The sequence below is a fragment of the Janthinobacterium sp. GW456P genome (assembly GCF_002127655.1).
GTDB lineage: Bacteria > Pseudomonadota > Gammaproteobacteria > Burkholderiales > Burkholderiaceae_D > Janthinobacterium.
Genome location: NZ_NEHB01000017.1, coordinates 96,305 through 114,104 on the forward strand (window position 1 = coordinate 96,305; position 17,800 = coordinate 114,104).

18 protein-coding genes are annotated in these 17,800 nt (G+C 64.2%); 13 read left to right on the forward strand and 5 right to left on the reverse strand.

Features of this window, described 5'->3' with window-relative positions:
- Positions 1 to 31: 31 nt before the first annotated feature.
- From CBW66_RS29805 to CBW66_RS17285, 4 genes are all read left to right on the forward strand, one after another.
- Positions 32 to 364 carry a barstar family protein gene (locus tag CBW66_RS29805; RefSeq protein WP_086139314.1) on the forward strand — a complete coding sequence of 111 codons (333 nt, stop codon included), beginning with the start codon at positions 32 to 34 and terminating at the stop codon, positions 362 to 364.
- Between the two features lie 774 nt (positions 365 to 1,138).
- Entirely contained in the window at positions 1,139 to 1,723 is a 585-nt protein-coding gene (locus tag CBW66_RS17275; RefSeq protein WP_086139316.1) for a LysE family translocator, read from the forward strand.
- Positions 1,724 to 1,732: 9 nt separating this feature from the next.
- On the forward strand, positions 1,733 to 3,193 hold the full coding sequence (locus tag CBW66_RS17280) for a PLP-dependent aminotransferase family protein (RefSeq protein ID WP_086139317.1): 1,461 nt from the start codon (positions 1,733 to 1,735) through the stop codon (positions 3,191 to 3,193).
- A gap of 146 nt (positions 3,194 to 3,339) precedes the next feature.
- Positions 3,340 to 3,738, forward strand: coding sequence for a VOC family protein (locus tag CBW66_RS17285; protein WP_086139318.1), 399 nt, complete (start codon positions 3,340 to 3,342; stop codon positions 3,736 to 3,738).
- Positions 3,739 to 3,765: 27 nt separating this feature from the next.
- On the opposite strand, the gene motA is transcribed toward CBW66_RS17285, so the two are convergent.
- A complete protein-coding gene (gene motA / locus CBW66_RS17290; protein ID WP_035820336.1) occupies positions 3,766 to 4,629 on the reverse strand; it encodes a flagellar motor stator protein MotA in 864 nt (287 codons plus the stop codon).
- Positions 4,630 to 4,671: 42 nt separating this feature from the next.
- Positions 4,672 to 5,592 (reverse strand): LysR family transcriptional regulator, encoded by a 921-nt coding sequence (locus CBW66_RS17295; protein WP_086139319.1) that lies wholly within the window; start codon positions 5,590 to 5,592, stop codon positions 4,672 to 4,674.
- 107 nt (positions 5,593 to 5,699) lie between these two features.
- Between CBW66_RS17295 and CBW66_RS17300 the strand changes: the two genes are divergently transcribed.
- Positions 5,700 to 6,869 (forward strand): mandelate racemase/muconate lactonizing enzyme family protein, encoded by a 1,170-nt coding sequence (locus CBW66_RS17300; RefSeq protein ID WP_086139320.1) that lies wholly within the window; start codon positions 5,700 to 5,702, stop codon positions 6,867 to 6,869.
- Positions 6,870 to 6,871: 2 nt separating this feature from the next.
- Here the strand turns inward: CBW66_RS17300 and CBW66_RS17305 are convergent, their stop codons facing one another.
- Both CBW66_RS17305 and CBW66_RS17310 read right to left on the reverse strand, forming a co-directional pair.
- A complete protein-coding gene (locus CBW66_RS17305) occupies positions 6,872 to 7,228 on the reverse strand; it encodes a glyoxalase superfamily protein (RefSeq protein WP_086139321.1) in 357 nt (118 codons plus the stop codon).
- A 41-nt stretch (positions 7,229 to 7,269) separates the two neighbouring features.
- Entirely contained in the window at positions 7,270 to 7,974 is a 705-nt protein-coding gene (locus tag CBW66_RS17310; protein ID WP_086139322.1) for a hypothetical protein, read from the reverse strand.
- A 193-nt stretch (positions 7,975 to 8,167) separates the two neighbouring features.
- Between CBW66_RS17310 and CBW66_RS17315 the strand changes: the two genes are divergently transcribed.
- The 8 genes from CBW66_RS17315 to CBW66_RS17350 all read left to right on the forward strand — a co-directional run bounded on the left by CBW66_RS17315 (position 8,168) and on the right by CBW66_RS17350 (position 16,266).
- Positions 8,168 to 9,223, forward strand: a complete 1,056-nt coding sequence (locus tag CBW66_RS17315) for a DUF4105 domain-containing protein (RefSeq protein WP_170932898.1) — start codon at positions 8,168 to 8,170, stop codon at positions 9,221 to 9,223.
- A gap of 221 nt (positions 9,224 to 9,444) precedes the next feature.
- A complete protein-coding gene (locus tag CBW66_RS17320) occupies positions 9,445 to 10,707 on the forward strand; it encodes a DEAD/DEAH box helicase (protein ID WP_086139324.1) in 1,263 nt (420 codons plus the stop codon).
- 81 nt (positions 10,708 to 10,788) lie between these two features.
- The gene (locus CBW66_RS17325; protein ID WP_086139325.1) at positions 10,789 to 11,253 is read left to right on the forward strand and encodes a hypothetical protein; all 465 of its coding nucleotides are present in this window, start codon (positions 10,789 to 10,791) and stop codon (positions 11,251 to 11,253) included.
- 157 nt (positions 11,254 to 11,410) lie between these two features.
- The gene (locus tag CBW66_RS17330; RefSeq protein ID WP_086139326.1) at positions 11,411 to 12,277 is read left to right on the forward strand and encodes a response regulator; all 867 of its coding nucleotides are present in this window, start codon (positions 11,411 to 11,413) and stop codon (positions 12,275 to 12,277) included.
- Entirely contained in the window at positions 12,274 to 12,606 is a 333-nt protein-coding gene (locus tag CBW66_RS17335; RefSeq protein ID WP_086139327.1) for a hypothetical protein, read from the forward strand. The genes CBW66_RS17330 and CBW66_RS17335 overlap by 4 nt, the downstream gene beginning before the upstream one ends.
- Positions 12,603 to 13,442, forward strand: a complete 840-nt coding sequence (locus CBW66_RS17340; protein ID WP_086139328.1) for an HDOD domain-containing protein — start codon at positions 12,603 to 12,605, stop codon at positions 13,440 to 13,442. Before CBW66_RS17335 ends, CBW66_RS17340 begins: the two co-directional genes overlap by 4 nt.
- 14 nt (positions 13,443 to 13,456) lie before the next feature.
- Complete coding sequence (locus tag CBW66_RS17345) at positions 13,457 to 14,920, forward strand: ATP-binding protein (protein WP_086139329.1); 1,464 nt, start codon at positions 13,457 to 13,459, stop codon at positions 14,918 to 14,920.
- Positions 14,921 to 14,934: 14 nt separating this feature from the next.
- Positions 14,935 to 16,266: an HD domain-containing phosphohydrolase gene (locus CBW66_RS17350; protein WP_086139339.1), complete on the forward strand. Its 1,332-nt coding sequence runs from the start codon at positions 14,935 to 14,937 to the stop codon at positions 16,264 to 16,266.
- Here CBW66_RS17350 and CBW66_RS17355 read toward each other — a convergent pair.
- Positions 16,263 to 17,588, reverse strand: coding sequence for an ATP-binding protein (locus tag CBW66_RS17355; protein WP_086139330.1), 1,326 nt, complete (start codon positions 17,586 to 17,588; stop codon positions 16,263 to 16,265). The two genes, CBW66_RS17350 and CBW66_RS17355, sit on opposite strands and share 4 nt — an antisense overlap.
- Positions 17,589 to 17,800: the final 212 nt, after the last annotated feature.

Below are 17,800 nucleotides of genomic sequence, written 5' to 3' on the forward strand. Positions count from 1 at the left end.
CGAGTCTCCGTGAGCAGAGCAGAAATTTCCTATGCACTCAATTCGAATTAATTCAAACCTGATAGTCGACGACGAGACCTTTCACTCGGTTTTCTCTGATGCTTGTGGGTTCCCAGATTTCTACGGGAGAAATATGAACGCATGGATTGACTGCATGGGATACCTCGACGAGCCGTCGGCACAGATGTCATCTGTACATGTCGCTGCAGGTGAGAGTTTGGCTTTGGTCATTGACGGCGCATCATCCTTCAAGACTAGATGTCCTGCATTGTATGATGAGCTGCTTAAGTGCGCTGCTTTTGTAAATGAACGATGCGAAGAAGCAGGGCGAGCGCCTCTGCTAGCTATCACAATGCACGCCTGATGGGTAACGGTGCCATAAAAACGTCAGTAGAGTTCTAGTTCACGAACGTCCGAAATGGGGCGTAACCGACCAACGACGGCAACCGGCCAAAAGCAGCCGTTCGAAATTAATCAACTCTGTGTAGATCACCATGCCAAGAAACCACCCTGGAGAAGTTGAGCACACCGTGTCGTTTAACCAGCATCTCGGCCCACGGTTCCAGTCCGCAGGATTGAGGGTGCAATTTCATTACAACCAAGTGCCGGGTATCCACTTTAAAGTTGAGCCACCTGTGGAGTACGCGGACGCGATTTTGAGAGGCCTGCAACATGGACTCGACCGGTATTTTCCCTCGTTTCCATCAACAGGCAGTATCTGGGTCAATGAGGTAATAGTTGATGAGGTTAGTTCCTCCCAAGCGGCCTTTTACCGAGCAGCAGTGCTTGTGATGCATCAGGCACTGGGTTTGGTCGAAATCATGGAGACGGATTTCCGTTCGCGGGATCTCCCGAAAGCATAAGAACATGCTTGCAGTGCTGTCGCGAAGGTCTGCTTCGGGGCGAAAGCAGACGGTGCCATTTAGGTAAAGCGCTACCGCTAGCTCAGTTTTGATCCATGGTTCCAGGCATATGAGAGCCTGATGGGGCGTGGCAGGGGCCTGGGCGGGGCGGTCCCTGTCGCCGCTGTAGCCGTCGCCCGACTGATACAGCATGTGCCTGTACGCGGCGCCTTGTGTCTTGTCGCCGCCGGGCCGCGCTCCTAGACTGGGGCCTTCTCCACCTGCGACTGCCTGCCATGACCGAACTCCTGCCCCTGATGAGCTATTGCTTTGTGATGTCCGCCACCCCCGGGCCGAACAACGTCATGCTGGCCACCACCGGCGCCAATTTCGGCTATCGCGGTGCGCTGCCGGTGATCCTCGGCATCCAGGCCGGCATTTTCGTGCAGACCATGCTCATGTGCGTGGGGCTGGGCAGCGTGTTCGTCGCCTACCCGATGGCGCAGCAGCTACTGCGGATCGCGGGCGCGCTGTACCTGGTGTTTTTGGCCTGGAAGCTGGCCGGCGCCTCGGTGGCGGGAAGCAGCGCGCCGAAGGCCGTGTCGTTTGCGCAGGCGGCGCTGTTTCAGGCGCTGAACCCGAAGAGCTGGCTCAAGGCGGTCACCATGGCGTCGGTCTTCATGCCCGTGCACGGCAACATGCTCGCCAGCGCGCTGCTGGTTTCCGTGACCGGCACCGTGGTGGGGGCGCCGTGCAACGCCATGTGGGCGCTGTTCGGCGTGTCGATCCGCGGCGTGTTGAAAGCGCCGCGCAAGCAGCGCATCTTCAATCTGACGATGGGTGCCATCCTGCTGGTGCTCGCCGTGATGTTTTTACGCTAGACTTGCGCCATGTTCGCCATCGACCGCTCCTCACCCATCGCCCTGTTCAAGCAGATCGAGGCCGCATTGCGCCAGCAGATCGCGCAACGCGTTCTGCCTGGCGGGACCAGGCTGCCGTCGATACGCCAGCTCGCCACGCAGCTCGCGGTCAGCACCAACACCGTGGTGGTCGCGTATGACAGGCTGGTGGCCGCAGGGGTCATCGATACGCACGGCACGACCGGCTTCTTCGTCTGCGCACCGGCTGACGCCAGCCGCGCCATTCCCGACGAGGTGGCGCTGGAAGCGGGCCAGGAGCAGGAGCCGGTCTGGCTGAGCCAGCAAGTGAACGACCAGCGGCCGGGCGTGCTGCTGGCCAGCAGCGGCGCCTTGCCGCCCACCTGGCTGCAGGATGCGCTGCCGGCGGCGGCCGTGCAACGCGGCCTGGCGCGCAGCGCGGCCGGCATGGCTTCGCGCTGCCCGCCGCAAGGGCTGGCCGAACTGCGCGAGCAGATCGCGCTGCTGATGCGCGGCATCGGCATCGCGGCGGACGCGAGCCACATCCTCACCACGTTCGGCGGCACCCATGCGATCGATCTGATCTGCCGCACCTTCCTGCAGCCCGGCGATACGGTGCTGGTGGAAGACCCCGGATACTTCCTGATGTTTGGCCGGCTGCGCCAGGACGGCGTGCGCCTGGTGCCCATCCAGCGCCGCCCCGACGGCCTCGACCTGGACGAACTGGAAGCGGCCTGCCGCGCGCACCGTCCGCGCCTGCTGTTCGTGCAGACGGCCTTGCACAATCCCACCGGGTGGAGCAGCAGCGCCGCCAACCTGCACAAGGTGCTGATCATGGCGCAGCAACATGGCTTCCTGATCGCCGAAGACGACGTGCACGGCCATTTCCAGCCGGGCCACAGCACGCGGCTGGCATCGCTGTCCGGACTGGATGGCGTGATCTACTATTCCAGTCTGTGCAAGGCGCTGAGCCCGGCCCTGCGCATGGGCTACCTGGCCGCGGCGCCGGCCCTGCTCAAGCCCTTGATGCGCACCAAGATCCACGCTGTCATGACCTTGCCTGCGCTGAACGAATACGTGCTGCTGGAAGTGCTCAAGGCCGGCAATCTGCGCAAGCACCTGGAGCGGCTGCAACGCAAGATCATGGTGGCGCGCAACGCCAGCACGCGGCAGCTGAGCGCGGCCGGCGTGCTGTTCGAGCAGCCCGGCGATGCGGGCATTTTCCTGTGGGGCTCCATGCCCGAAGGGCTGGACGTGGACTTGCTGGTGCAGGACGCCTACCGCAACAAGATCCTGCTGATGCGCGGCGCCGCGTTCTCGGCCAGCGACACGCCCGACCGGCACATCCGCTTCAACGTCGCCTTCAGCCAGCATCCGCGCGTGAGCGCCTATCTGGAAGAACGCCTGCGCGCGGTGGCTGGCGCGCGCTCAAGCCTGGCCCGCGCCGCCGCCGGCATCGAGGGCACGCCCTGAGCATAGTCCGCGCCTTTCTTCAGTATTTATTGATATTCTGGAGGAACGATTTTTTCGCAAGTGTGTCGATTTTGTATGCGTCCACCATCGCAGGGAAGGCGCACCGCTTGCCCATTCCACCTTCACCAAGGAAGCAGGGAAACGCCATGAACAAACAGATCATCCTCAACCTGCCCGTAAAAGACCTGGATAAATCCAGGGCTTTCTTTTCCGCTCTCGGCTTCACCTTCAATCCCCGCTTCAGCGGCGAGAACGCGGCGTTCATGAACATCGTCGAAGGCAGCATCGAGGCCATGCTGACGACCGAACCGTTCTTCCAGTCCCTGACCGGCAAGCCGCTCGCGGATGCAAGGCAGGCCAATGAAGTCGTCATTTGCCTCAGTTGCGAAAGCCGGCAAGAGGTGGACAGCCTGATTGCCAAGGCCGTCGCCGCCGGTGGCCGTATACCGCATCCGCCCGAAGACCATGGCTTCATGTACGACCAGGGCTTCGAGGATATCGACGGCCACCTGTGGAACCTGGTCTGGACGGCGCCCGAAGCCTGACGCGCCGAGCAAGCGGGACAGGCCGTATCAGTTCTTCGTGCGCACCTGGCGCACGTGGTTTTCCAGTTCGCTGAACGAGGGGCGTTCCGTGGCGGAAATGACCTTGCGGCCGAATTCCACGGCCAGCGCCGGGGCGTAGCCGTTCAGGCTGGCCAATAACGTCACTTTCACGCACTGGTACATCTTCGCCGTTTCATGGTGCTTGCGGCGCAGCAAGCTGGCCAGCGGCGCGATGAAGCCGTAGGCCAGCAAGATGCCGATGAAGGTGCCCACCAGCGCCTGCGCGATCAGCACGCCCAGCTCGGCCGGCGGCAAGCCGACGGAGGCCATCGTGTGCACCACGCCCATCACGGCGGCCACGATGCCGAAGGCGGGCATGGCGTCGGCCAGCTGCGAAATCGTCTGGATCGGCATTTCCGCATCTTCATGGTGCGTTTCGATCTCGTTATCCATCAGGTTTTCGATCTGGTAGGCGTCCATATTGCCCGACACCATCAGGCGCAGATAATCGGTGATGAATTCCAGGATGTGCTCGTCACCGAGCGTGTACGGGTATTTCACGAAGATGGCGCTGCGATAGGGGTCGTCGATATCGTCTTCGACCGACATCAGGCCTTCCTTGCGGATCTTGCTGAGGATTTCATACATCAACCCCATCAGCTCCATGTAGCGCGCCTTCGTGTATTGCGAGCCGTGGAACAGGGTGGGCAGGGCGGCGAACGTGGCGCGGATGGCCTTGGCGTCGTTGCCGACAAAGAAGGTGCCCAGCGCGGCGCCGCCGATCATCAGCAGCTCCAGCGGCTGGAACAGGGCGCCCAAGTGTCCCCCCTGCATGGCGAAACCGCCGAAGACGGAAAACAGCACGACGAGAAATCCGAGTATGACTAGCAAAACCTACTCCTTCATAATATTGCCATATCGCAATATTGTAGTTTAACCTGATTCTGCTGCTGTGGCCGAGTCCGGCTGCAATTGCTGGATGAGAAAATTGATAAAAGCGCGCACTTTGGCGGGCAGCTGGTGGCGGCTCGGATAATAGGCGTACAGGTCGGCCGGCGCCAGCGCATAGTCGGCCAGCACCACGCGCAGGCGGCCGCTGTCGAGGTAGCGCGCCAGGTCCCATTCCGAACGCAGCAGGATGCCGTGGCCGTCCAGGGCCCAGCCCAGCACCACGTCGCCATCGTTGCTGGCCACCGTGCCGCGCACTTTCACCGTGTGCGTGGCGCGGCCGCGGCTCAAACGCCAGATGCCGTAGGCGTCGTCGTTCTGCCGGTGCACGATGCAGCGGTGCCGCGCCAGCTCGTCGGGGGTGTGCGGCGTGCCGTGCGCCTGCAGGTAGGCGGGCGAAGCGCACAGGAAGCGCCGGTTCGACATGATGCGCCGCGCCGACAGGCGCGTGTCGGGCAAGTCGCCGAAGCGGATGCCCAGGTCGTACGCCTGCTCGACCAGGTTGATGGGGCTGTCCGTCAGCTGCAGCTGCACTTCCAGCTGCGGGTGGCGCAGCGCGAATTGCGACAGCAGGGGCGCGATCACCGTGCGCCCGAAGCCCAAGGTGGCATTCACGCGCAGCAGTCCGCGCGGCTCGGCGCCGCCGCTGGCCAGCGACTCTTCCATGGCGCGGATATCGTCGAGGATTTGCCGCGCCTGTTGCAAATAGTTTTCGCCATCGCCCGTCAGGCTGATGCGCCGCGTGCTGCGGTTCAGCAGGCGTACGCCCAGGCGCTGTTCCATCAGCACCAATCGCTTGCTGACGGCGGGTGGCGTGATGCCCAGCTCGCGCGCCGTGGCCGACAGGCTGCCCAGCTTGGCCAGCAGCACAAAGAAGGCCATTTCCGTGGTGGCGTCCGTTTTCATTGGTTCATCTTTCACTTCAAGTGAATAATGCTTTAAATTGATATCGATTATATGGCTTTGTATCGCGGGTAAGCTGGCGTCATTGTTTTCAGCCACAGGAGAGCCGCATGAAAATCGTCGAAATCCGCGAAAAGACCATCCCCATTTCCTCGCCCATCCGCAATGCATACATCGATTTCACGAAGATGACGTTAAGCCTGGTGGCCGTCATCACGGACGTGATGCGCGACGGCAAGCCCGTCGTCGGCTACGGCTTCAATTCGAATGGCCGCTACGGCCAGGGCATGCTGATGCGCGAGCGCTTCATTCCCCGCATCCTCGATGCCGATCCCGTCTCGCTCGTCACGGACGACGGCAGCAACCTCGATCCGCACAAGGTGTGGGATTGCATGTACACCAATGAAAAGCCGGGCGGCCACGGCGAGCGCTCGGTGGCCATCGGCACCATCGACATGGCCATCTGGGATGCCGTGGCGAAGATCGAGAACAAGCCGCTGTTCCAGCTGCTGGCCGAGCGCCACGGCACGGGCGTGCCTGACAAACAGGTCTTCGTGTATGCGGCCGGCGGCTATTACTATCCGGGCCAGAGCCTTTCCGCCCTGCAGGACGAGATGCGCAGCTATGTCGACCGTGGCTACACGGTGGTCAAGAAAAAGATCGGCGGCGCCTCGCTGGACGAGGATTTGCGCCGCATCGACGCCATCATGGAGGTGCTGCAGGATGGGCAGAAGCTGTGCGTGGATGCGAACGGCCGCTTCGATCTCGATACCTCGATCGCTTACGCCAAGGCGCTGCGTGAATATGACCTGTTCTGGTACGAAGAGGCGGGCGACCCGCTCGACTTCGAGCTGCAATCGACCTTGCGCAGCTATTACGACAAGCCGATGGCGACGGGCGAGAACCTGTTTTCCATGCAGGATGCGCGCAACCTGATCCGCTACGGCGGCATGCGCGCCGACCGCGACTGGCTGCAGTTCGACTGCGCCCTCAGCTACGGCCTGGTGGAATATTTGCGCACCCTGGACATGCTGCACCAGCACGGCTGGTCGCGCAGCCGCTGCATCCCGCACGGCGGCCACCAGATGTCCCTGAATATCGCGGCCGGCCTGGGCCTGGGCGGCAACGAGTCGTATCCGGATTTATTCCAGCCCTTCGGCGGTTTTCCCGATGGCGTGCGCGTCGAAAATGGCCATATCACGATGCCGGACCTGGTCGGCATCGGCTTCGAGGGCAAGGCCAACCTGTATGCGGAAATGCGGGCGCTGAGCGGCCAGTAAGCTTACTCGCTGCGCTGCCAGAAGCGCAGCCGGTTGCCGAACGGGTCCGCCACTTCCAGGATGTGGCCCCAGTCCTCGTCGCGGATGCCGGGCCGCGCATACGGATAATCCCTGGCCTGCAGTTCCGCGTGCAGGGCGGCGACGTCGTCGACGGGGATCAGCAGCGCCGCGCCCGGCGTCGCGTCGCCATAATGTTCGGACAGGTGCAGCACCAGCTCGCCCCGCGTCACCTGCAGGTACAGCGGCGCCGTGGGCTCGAAGCGGTGTTCCCAGTCCAGGGTAAAGCCGAGGAAGCCGAGGTAGAACTCGCGCGCCTTTTCTTCGGAAAAGATGCGCAGGATGGGGATGGCGGCATGCATGGCGGTGCTTTCAACAAGGTGGCGATGCCGCCATTCTAGCGTCAGGCCGGAGTCTGCCGTTTCACCCGGGCTGCGGGACTGGTCTTCTCCCAGCGGAACAGCCACATGATGATCAATTTGGTCGTGGCGCTGACGCAGGCGAGCAGCAGCAAGGGCCAGCCCGTCGACAGGCCCATGACGCAGGCAAAAAAGATGGTGCTGACATCCATCGCCAGGATGAACTGGCTCATCTTTAACGACACGGCGCCCGTCCTGCCCGACCGGTAAATGAGGCGAATCTGGTGCGCATAGCCCTGCGCCAGCAGCACCGTGACGGCGACGATCAGGCTTTGCGAGATCAGGCGCTTTTCATCGCTGAACGTGGGGCCGAAGGCCAGCCCCGCCACGCCGGCGCCCAGCAGCAGCGCGCAGGCCAGCAGCGCATGGCGCGATGCCCGGCTGCGGCGGTCGCGCTCGATTTCATACAGGACGGCCAGCGCGATCAGGGACGCTGCCAGGCGCGGCCAGACGATGTAGTGGTTGAACGGCGTGATGGAATAGCCGTACACAAAGAACGCGCAATACGCGAGGAAGCTGACGCTGAACTGATTGATGGACAAAATGTCCGTCGTCTGGCCGGCGCCGATGCCGGCATCGCGCTTGCGCTGCCAGATTTTTTGCAGCTGCGACCATAAACCATACAGGCTGATGACGATGAACAGGGAATTGAGGCTGCCGGCGAGGGCGTAGAGGGAAGGGGGCTGCAAGCTATCTCCTGGAATGGCCAAGGCAGCGCTGCCAGGACAGGCCGCCTTGTCTATACATTTTATTTGGACAACATGCTCTCATGAAATAAATTGGCAGGCAAGCAAGGATTTTGCGGCCGGGCCTGTTGCGGCCGCCCTCGCTTGAAACTTGCCCGGACGCACCTGTTCCTGCGCTTGCCCTTATAATCGGGACATGACTTTCTTATCACTGCGTGCCCGCTCCGTGCTGGCCACCCTCGGCAAAATGGCCGTTTCCCTGATTCTCCTGTTGACCGCCCTGTGGGGCGCGCTGGCGCTGTGGTACCAGCTGTCCGGCGGCACGGCGGCGCAAGCCATCGGCGCCTTGCTGTGGGGCGCGCTGGGCGTGGCCAGCATCGCGCTGTGGTGGGCGCGCGGCGACGCGCGCGTGCTGCTGCCGTATGCGGCCGGTTTCATCCTGCTGCTCGTGTGGTGGAGTTTGATCGCGCCGAAGCAGCAGCGCGTGTGGGCCGACGACGTGGCGCGCAACGTCACGGGCACGCTCAAGGGCAACCTGGTCACTCTGGACAATGTGCGCAATTTCGACTGGCGCAGCGATGACGACTACACGGTCAGGTGGGAGCAGCGCAGCTACGACCTCGACGAACTGCGCACGGTGGACACGGCGCTGTCGTACTGGACGGGGCCGTATATTGCGCACACGCTGATCTCGTTCGGCTTTGCCGACGGGCGATTTTTGACGTTTTCCATCGAGATCCGCAAGGAAAAGGGCGAGAGCTTTTCCGCCATCGGCGGCTTCTTCAAGCATTTCGAGATGAGCCTGATCGCCGCCGACGAGCGCGACATCCTGCGCGTGCGCACGAATGCGCGCGGCGAGGACATGCATTTGTACCGCGTGATGATGCCGAAAGCGGCCATGCGCTCGCTGTTCCTTGCCTACCTGGACGAGGCGCAAGCGCTGAAGGCCCAGCCGCGCTTCTACAACACCCTGACGGCCAACTGCACCACCATCGTCTTCGAGATGGTGCGCCGCATCGTGCCGGGCCTGCCGCTCGATTACCGGCTGATGGCCTCGGGCTACCTGGACCGCTATCTGTTCGACGTCCAGGGCTTGGTACCTGGCCAGACCTTCCAGCAGTTGCGCGATGGCGGCCACGTCACGGCGCGCGCGCGGGCCGCCAACGACGATGCGGACTTTTCGCACGCGATCCGGCGCGGCATGCCCGGCTACGATGAAACAGGCCATCCGGCGCTGCAAATGCCCAAGTAATGATCTACTGTCGCCACGACGCCCAATCAAACCGTAGCGAGCGGAAGGAAGAGGTGGCCGAGAAGCGGAACTGTACGAATAGTACAGTGAGCATCGCAGGCCGCCTATGCCGACGCGCAGTAGGTTTGGTTGGGTGTTAACGGCCATTGCCTTATACTGTCGCTATTCCGACCGGCCGCACATTGCGGCCGGTCTCACTTTCCGAATAAAGAAGGCCCGCTATGCCATTTTCCTCCCTGGGTCTGATTCCCGCCCTGGTCCGCGCCGTCGAGAAGGCCGGCTATGCCGCGCCGACGGCCATCCAGGCGGCCGCCATTCCCGCCATCCTGCGCGGCAGCGACGTGCTGGGCGCGGCGCAGACGGGTTCCGGCAAGACGGCCGCCTACGCGCTGCCGCTGCTGCAGGCGCTGATGGCGCCCGTTTCCGGCCCGCGCCAGGTGCGCGCGCTGATCCTCGTGCCCACGCGCGAGCTGGCCGCGCAAGTGGGGCAGACGGTGCATGCGCTGGCCAAGCCGCTGCCGATCAAGCTGAAGATTTCCGTGCTGTTCGGCGGCGTGTCGATCAATCCGCAGATGATGGACTTGCGCGGCGGCGCCGATATCGTCGTCGCCACGCCCGGCCGCTTGCTGGACCTGGTGCGCCAGAACGCCGTCAAATTGGGCGGCGTGTCGCTGTTCGTGCTCGACGAAGCCGACCGCTTGCTCGACATGGGCTTTAGCGAGGAAATCAAAGCCATCCTGGCGCTGCTGCCCGGGCAGCGGCAAAACCTGTTCTTTTCCGCCACCTTCCCCGACAGCGTGCAGGCGCTGGCCGACAGCCTGCTGCAGAAGCCCGTGCGCATCGAGGTGGCATCCGAACCGAAGGACCAGCCCGACATCGTGCAGCGCGCCATCACGGTCGACGTGCCGCGCCGCACGCAGCTGCTGCGCTACCTGATCCTGCAGCAGCAGTGGGACAGGGTGCTGGTGTTCGTCGCCACCAAGTACGCGGCCGAACACGTGGCCGACAAGCTGCAGCGCGCGGGCCTGCACGTGGGCGCCTTCCACGGCGAATTCAGCCAGGGCACGCGCAGCCAGCTGCTGGCCGACTTCAAGGCGGGCCGCCTGCAGGTGCTGGTGGCCACCGACGTGGCCGCGCGCGGCATCGACATCGCCGGCTTGCCGGCCGTCGTCAACTATGACTTGCCCCGCTCGGCCGTCGATTACACGCACCGCATCGGCCGCACGGGCCGCGCCGGCGAAAGCGGCACGGCCATCAGTTTCGTCACGGCCGACACGGAAGCGCATTTCCGCCTGATCGAAAACCGCAACGACTTGCGCATCGTGCGCGAAGTGGTGGCCGGCTTCGAGCCGACGGAACTGCCCACGCCCGTGAGTACCGCGACCGATACGGTGAACGGCGGCGTGAAGGGCGCGCGCAAGAGCAAGAAGGACAAGTTGCGCGAAGCGGCTGCCATGGCGGCAAAAGCGGCCGGGGACAATTAAATCCGTTTTATGTGCGCTCGCCGCTTGAATGCCCACGCTTCCCGGACTAAGATTGTGTTTCTATAAAGCAAGGGGACGGCAATGCACAGGATATTCATCACGCGCGCGGGCGCTTTGGCTTGCGCGCTGGCGCTGGCCGGTTGCGCCGGCATGGGCGGCAACATCGGCACGAGCGGCATGCAGATGCCGGGCAAGGCGCCTGCCGATGCCGCCGTGGCCGCCACCTGGTACAACCCGCCCAGCGAATTTCCCGGCATTTGCCTGACCCAGTTCAAGGATGGCAGCCTGCGTTTCGATGGCGGCTTCGCTTTCTTCAATCCGGGCCGCTGGGAGTATGACGCGGCCACGTCCGAGCTGCGCCTGCAACTGGCGCCGACGCCGTCGTTGGAACTGTCGCACGCGCAAATTGTCCTGCACAAGAATCTGCTGCGCGTCGACGGGCAGAAAAACACCCTGGTGTACGGCGTCAAGGCCGATACGCAAGCCATCGGCCTGGGCGGCTTTGTGTTTTACCGCGACACGCCTTGTCCGGCACGGCGCGGATAAGTGCAGGATAAGTGCAGGATAAGTGCAATGAAGGAATATTTAGTCGTATAATTTCAACGCAAGCTGGATGCCGCGCAAGACTCGCAAGACTGTCTCGCGCGGCAGATTCCCCTCCAGGCAAGCTCCGATATCGCCATGGCGATGAGAGGATGGTCCGATGGATGTGCACGACGAGCATGGCATGCCGGGTATGGCGGCGCTGGCAGCGGACGCCGGGCAGCAGCCTGCCGCGCCGCCGCGCACCTTGCTGCTGGTCGATGACGAGCCCAATATCCTCGCTTCCCTCAAGCGCCTGCTGCGGCGCGATGGCTACCATATCATTACGGCCAACAGCGGCCAGGAAGGGCTGGACGTGCTGGCCAGCCATGCCGTCGATGTGATCGTGTCGGACCAGCGCATGCCGGGCATGCTGGGTGCCGACTTCCTGCGCAAGGCCAAGCTGCTGTGTCCGCAAACCATCCGCATCATGCTGTCGGGCTATACCGAGTTGCAGGCCGTCACGGACGCCGTCAACGAGGGCGCCATCTTCAAGTTTCTCACCAAGCCCTGGGAAGACCACCAGCTGCGCGAGCATATCGCCGAAGCCTTTCGCCTGAAGGGCATCGACGACGACAACGTGCGCCTCAATGCGCAGCTGCGCGACGCCAACCAGGCGCTGGCGGCGGCCAATGCCGCCATGCAGGCGCTGGTGCGCCAGCAGCAGCACCAGATCAGCCGCGACGAGGTCAGCCTCGGCATCGCGCGCGAATTGCTGCAATTTCTGCCGCTGCCCGTGATCGGCCTCGATGAGGACGGCATGATCGCCTTCATCAACGCGGCGGCGGCCAACCTGTTCGAACGGGGCGCGGCCCTGCTGGGCAACGAGGCGGCGATCGTCTTGCCGCAATTGTTCGACGGGCAGGGCGCGCCTTGCCTGGCAGCCATCGATGGCCAGCCGTATACCGTGGCGGTCCATCCGATGGGCCTGCATTCGCGCTCGCGCGGCAGCCTGGTCACCCTGAGTCGTCATGGAGTGGATACATGAGTGAAAGCGGACGCGAAATTTCCATGGAGCAGGCGCAGGAAGGCATGGTGCTGGCGCAGGCCTTGAACGACGCCAGCGGCGCCGTGCTGCTGGCCCAGGGCGCCACCCTGACGGCGGCGAGCCTGACGGCTTTGCGCAGGCGCAATGTGGAGCGCTGCCACGTCGTCATGGACGAGGCGCCCGACCCCGCCGCGCAGGCGCATGCCGAGCAGGAACGCTTGCGCCGCCTCGAGCGCCTGGCCGTGCTGTTCCGCGCCACGCCGCCCGGTTCCGCCGGGGCCGAGCTGCTGGCGCTGCTGCAGCGCTACCGGCAAGGGAGCGGCGCATGACACGGCTCAGCTTTGAACATATCATCCGCCAGATACAGGAACTGCCGTCGCTGCCGGTGGTCGTGCTGGAGCTGCTGTCGAGCATGGACCAGGATGACACGGACGTCCATGTGCTGGCGCAAAAGATCGAACTGGACCAGGGCCTGGCGGCGAAAACCTTGCGCATCGCCAATTCCTCGTTCTACGGCATGCAATCGAAGGTCACCAGCATTCCGCAAGCCGTATCCGTGCTGGGCTTTCACAGCATCCGCACTGTCGTCACGGCCTGCGCCCTGACGGGCAGCTTCGCGCCCGTGAGCGGCGGCTTCGATTTCCAGGCCTTCTGGCGCCATTCGCTGGCCACGGCCATCGCCGCGCGCCTGCTGGCGCCGCACTTGCGCGTCAATCCCGAAACGGCGTTCACGGCTGGCCTGCTGCACGACCTGGGTACCCTGGTGCTGGTGACGCGCTTCCCGGCCGAGCACGCGCTCGTGCGCAGCCACCGTCAGGCGCATGACTGCCAGATGGCCGAGGCGGAACTGGCCGTCATCGGCATCGATCACGCGCAGGTGGGCCGCGCCCTGGCCGCCTACTGGAAGTTTCCCGAGTCGATACAGCAAGCGGTGGCCGACCACCACGCCATCGAGCGGCTGGAGGCGGGCGGCTTGCCGCTGGCCGTGCATATGGCCAATGCCGTCGCCCTGGCGCTCGACCTGGCCGGCGTCGACGATGCGCTGGTGCCGCCGCTATCGCCCGCGGCCTGGCGCAGCCTCACCCTCGACGAGCAGGCCTGGCTGGCGCTGCTGGCGCAAACCGAACACACTTTCGATGAAATGTCGCGGATCATGCTGGCATGAACAGGATAGAGGCCATGGAAACAGACGCAGGGCAGCCGCTGCCCGCCACGCCGGAACGCCGCCGCAGCGACTCCATCGCGCTGTCGGCATTTTTCGACGGCCATCCCGTGGCCACCTTCGCCATCGATACGAACCACGTGGTGACGCACTGGAACAGCGCCTGCGAACAGCTGCTGGGCTTCACTGCCGCCGAGATGGTCGGCACGCGCGACCACTGGAAGGCATTTTATCCGCAGCCGCGCGCCTGCCTGGCCGACCTGCTGGTGGCCGACGATATCGCGCTCGGCGAAAATGACCTTTACCTTGGCAAGCTGAAGCGTTCACCCGTGATCCCCGGCGCCTACGAGGCCGAGGATTTCTTTGCCGATATCGGGCCCGACGGCCATTGGCTGCATTTCACGGCGGCGCCCTTGCGCGACCGCCAGGGACGCCTGGTGGGCGCCATCGAAACCCTGCGCGACGTGAGCGAGCGGCGCCTGGCGGAACTGGCGCTGCGCAAGGCGCACGACAACTTGGAACACCTGGTGGCCAAGCGCACGGCCCAGCTGGCGGAAATGAACGAGCGCCTGGCCGACGATATCCGCCAGCGCCAGATCGCCGATCTCGAATTGCGCGAACGCAACCTGGCCCTGACGGAATTGAACAGCAAGCTGTCGCTGGCCCAGCAAAAGCTGCTGCAGTCGGAAAAGCTGGCCTCGATCGGTCAGCTGGCCGCCGGCGTGGCGCACGAGATCAACAATCCCATCGGCTATGTGTTTTCCAATGTCGGCACCCTGGAAGGCTACCTGGACGACCTGTTTTCTATGCTCGACGCCTACGAGGACGCCGAGCCGGCCGTCGCCGACCCCGTGGTGGCGGCGCGCCTGCGCGCGCTGCGCGAACAGATCGACCTCGATTTCCTGCGTACCGACATTCCCATGCTGATGGGCGAGTCGAAGGAAGGCATTTCGCGCGTGCGCCGCATCGTGCAGGACTTGAAGGATTTTTCGCGCACGGATGCGCACCAGGAGTGGGTCTGGGCCGACCTGCGCCAGGGCATCGATACCACGCTCAACATCGTGAACAACGAGGTCAAGTACAAGGCCGACGTGGTGCGCGAGTATGGCGACATTCCCGACATCGAATGCCAGCCTTCCGAGCTGAACCAGGTGATCATGAACCTGGTCGTCAACGCGGCCCACGCCATGGGCGAGGCGCGCGGACGCATCACTCTGCGCACGGGCAGCGACAACGCCACGGAAGTGTGGATCGAGGTCGAGGACACGGGCGGCGGCATCGCGCCCGAACACCTGTCGCGCATCTTCGACCCCTTTTTTACCACCAAGGCCGTCGGCAAGGGCACGGGGCTGGGCCTGTCGCTGGCCTACACGACGGTGCAGAAACACCATGGCCGCATCGACGTGCGCAGCGTCATCGGCCGCGGCACCACCTTCCGCATCACCTTGCCCGTGCGCCAGGCGCAGCCCGTCACACCATGAACGAACAGGACAGCATGAGCACGAGCACCAGTATCAGCGCCAGCACCGCGGCCGCGCCGCCCACCATCCTGTGCGTCGACGATGAACCGAATATCCTGTCGTCGCTGCGGCGGCTGTTCCGTCCGCACGGCTACCGCGTGCTGACGGCCGACGGCGGCGCGGCCGGCTTGGCCCTGCTCGAGAGCGAGACGGTGGACCTGGTCATCTCCGACATGCGCATGCCGCACATGGATGGCGCGCAGTTCCTGGCCCAGGTGCGCCAGCGCTGGCCCGGCACCATCCGCCTGCTGCTGACCGGCTATGCCGACATCCAGTCCATCCTCGACGCCATCAACCAGGGCGAGATCTACCGCTACGTGACCAAGCCGTGGGACGAAAACGATATCGTGCTGGTGGTGCGCCACGCGCTGGAACGGCGCGCGCTGGAACAGGAAAAACGGCGCCTGGAGGAGCTGACGGCCAGCCAGAACGTGGAGCTGCAGGCGCTCAACGCCAGCCTGGAAGCGAAGGTGGCCACGCGCACGCAGCAGCTGAAACAGTCGCACGACGAGGTGCAGGCGGCCAACGAGCGCCTGAAGGCCACGTTCGTGACGACGATCAAGGTGTTTTCCAACCTGATCGAAATGCGCGGCGGCAAGCTGGCCGGCCATGCGCGGCGGGTAGCGGAACTGTCGCGCAAGCTGGCGCAGGCGCTGGGCCTGGAAGGGCAGGAGGCGCGCGACGTGTTCATCGCGGCCCTGCTCAAGGATATCGGCAAGCTCAGCCTGAGCGACGACGTGCTGGAACTGCCGGCCAGCGCCTGGACGGGCGAGCAGCTGGCCGCGTTCCGCAAGCATCCGCTGCGCGCCGAGCAATTGCTGATGGCGCTCGACGAGCTGCGCGCCGTCTCCGTCATCCTGCGCTCGCAGCTCGAGCGCTTCGACGGCGGCGGTTTTCCCGATGGCCTGGTGGGCCTGGCCATTCCCATGGGTGCGCGCATCCTGGCGCTGGCCTCGGACTACGACGGCTTGCAGATCGGCGCCATGGTGCAGCGCAGCCTGCGTGCCGAGGAAGCGCGCACCCTGATCTACGACAGCGTCGGCAAGCGCTACGACCCGGCCGTGGTGGCCGCTTTCCGCGGCATCATGGAAGAGACGGAGCCGCCGGCGCGCGACCTGACCGTGCTGTCGGGCCAGCTGGAACCGGGCATGGTGCTGTCGCGCGACCTGATCAGCCGCGACGGCCTGATGCTGCTGGCGGCCGAACACGTGCTGACGGCCCGCGTGATCGCCCAGCTGCTCGATTTCGAAGGCAAGAATGGCGGAAGGCTGAGCATCCGCGTGTACGCGCCCGTGAAGGAAGTCTAGGCGTTCGCGGCGGCGGGCGGCTGCAGCGGCAGGTGCACGGTAAAGCGCGTGCCCTGGCCCACTTCCGACGCCACTTCGATGCGTCCGCCGTGCTTGTTGACGATGCCGTACGACAGCGACAGCCCCAAACCCGTGCCGCTGCCCACGGCCTTGGTGGTGAAGAACGGCTCGAAGATGCGGTTCAGGTGCTCGGGTGCGATACCGGCGCCCGTGTCGCCGATCTCCACCCACACCCAGTCGCCCGCGTGGCCCGTGCGGATGCTGATCACGCCATCGCTGCTGATGGCCTGGCCCGCGTTGACGAGCAGGTTCATGAAGACCTGGTTCAGCTGCGAGGCCAGGCACAGGATCGGCGGCAGCTCGCCATAGTGTTTCTCGATGCGCGCCTTGTATTTCAATTCGTTGGCGACGATATTGAGGGTGCTGTCCAGGCCAGCATGCAGGCTGGCCACCTGCCAGTCCGTCTCGCCCACGTGGGAAAAATCCTTCAGCGCCTGCACGATGTCGCGCACGCGTTTCAAGCCATCCATCGATTCGCGCACCAGATCGACCATGTCGTCCTGCAGGAAGGCCAGGTCGGCCTGCGCGCGCACCTCGGCCACGCGCGCGGCGAGGGCCGGGCCGTCCGGCGTGTCGCGCATCGCCGCTTCATATTGCCCGATCACGCCGAACAGGGTGCCGACATAGCCTTGCAGGGAACTCATGTTGGAGTTGACGAAGCCGATCGGGTTATTGATTTCGTGCGCGATGCCGGCCGCCAGCTGGCCGATGGAGGCCATCTTTTCCGATTGCAGCAGCTGGTCGTGCGCTTCCTGTAACTTGCTGATCAGTAGTTGCTGCTCTTCGCCGCGCGCCTGCAGCATCGCTTCCATGCCCTTGCGTTCGGTGATGTCCGTCAGCGAACCGATCACTTCGAACGGCACGCCGTGCTCGTCGCGCACGAGGCGCAGGCTGTCGTGCATCCACAGGTAGCTGCCGTCGCGCACGCGGAAACGGTATTCATAGGCGCGCGCGCCTTCGACAAAGATCTGCGCCAGGCTGGAAAAAATGCCGGGCGCATCGTCCGGGTGGATATGGTCGAACCAGAAATTGGGATCGGCTACCATTTCCTCGGGCTGGTAGCCCAGCACATTGAGGGCATTGTTGCTGACAAAAGTCATCTTGAAGTCGCCGCTGGGCACGGTGCAATAGATGATGGAGGGTGTATTGTCGAGCAGGTATTGCAGGCGCACGGCCGTGGCCGCCGAGGCGTCATCGCCAGGCGCCGCCCCGGCAGGCCGGCCGGTATCGGGAGTGGAAAGGTCGAAATCCTCGAACTGCATCGTCACACCTCGCTGCCTGCATGGCATTGATGTCCTGGCTCGATTATGCCCGATTATTCCGGGCTTGGGCTCGCCAGCGGCATTTTTCAGGGGGCCGGCGGCTGCTCCACGACCGCCATGCGCCGCGCGAGGCGCTGCGCCGCTTGCGTGTCGCCCGCCTGTTCGGCGCGCAGGCGCTGCACGCCCAGCCAGGCCAGCAGCGGCCGGCGCCA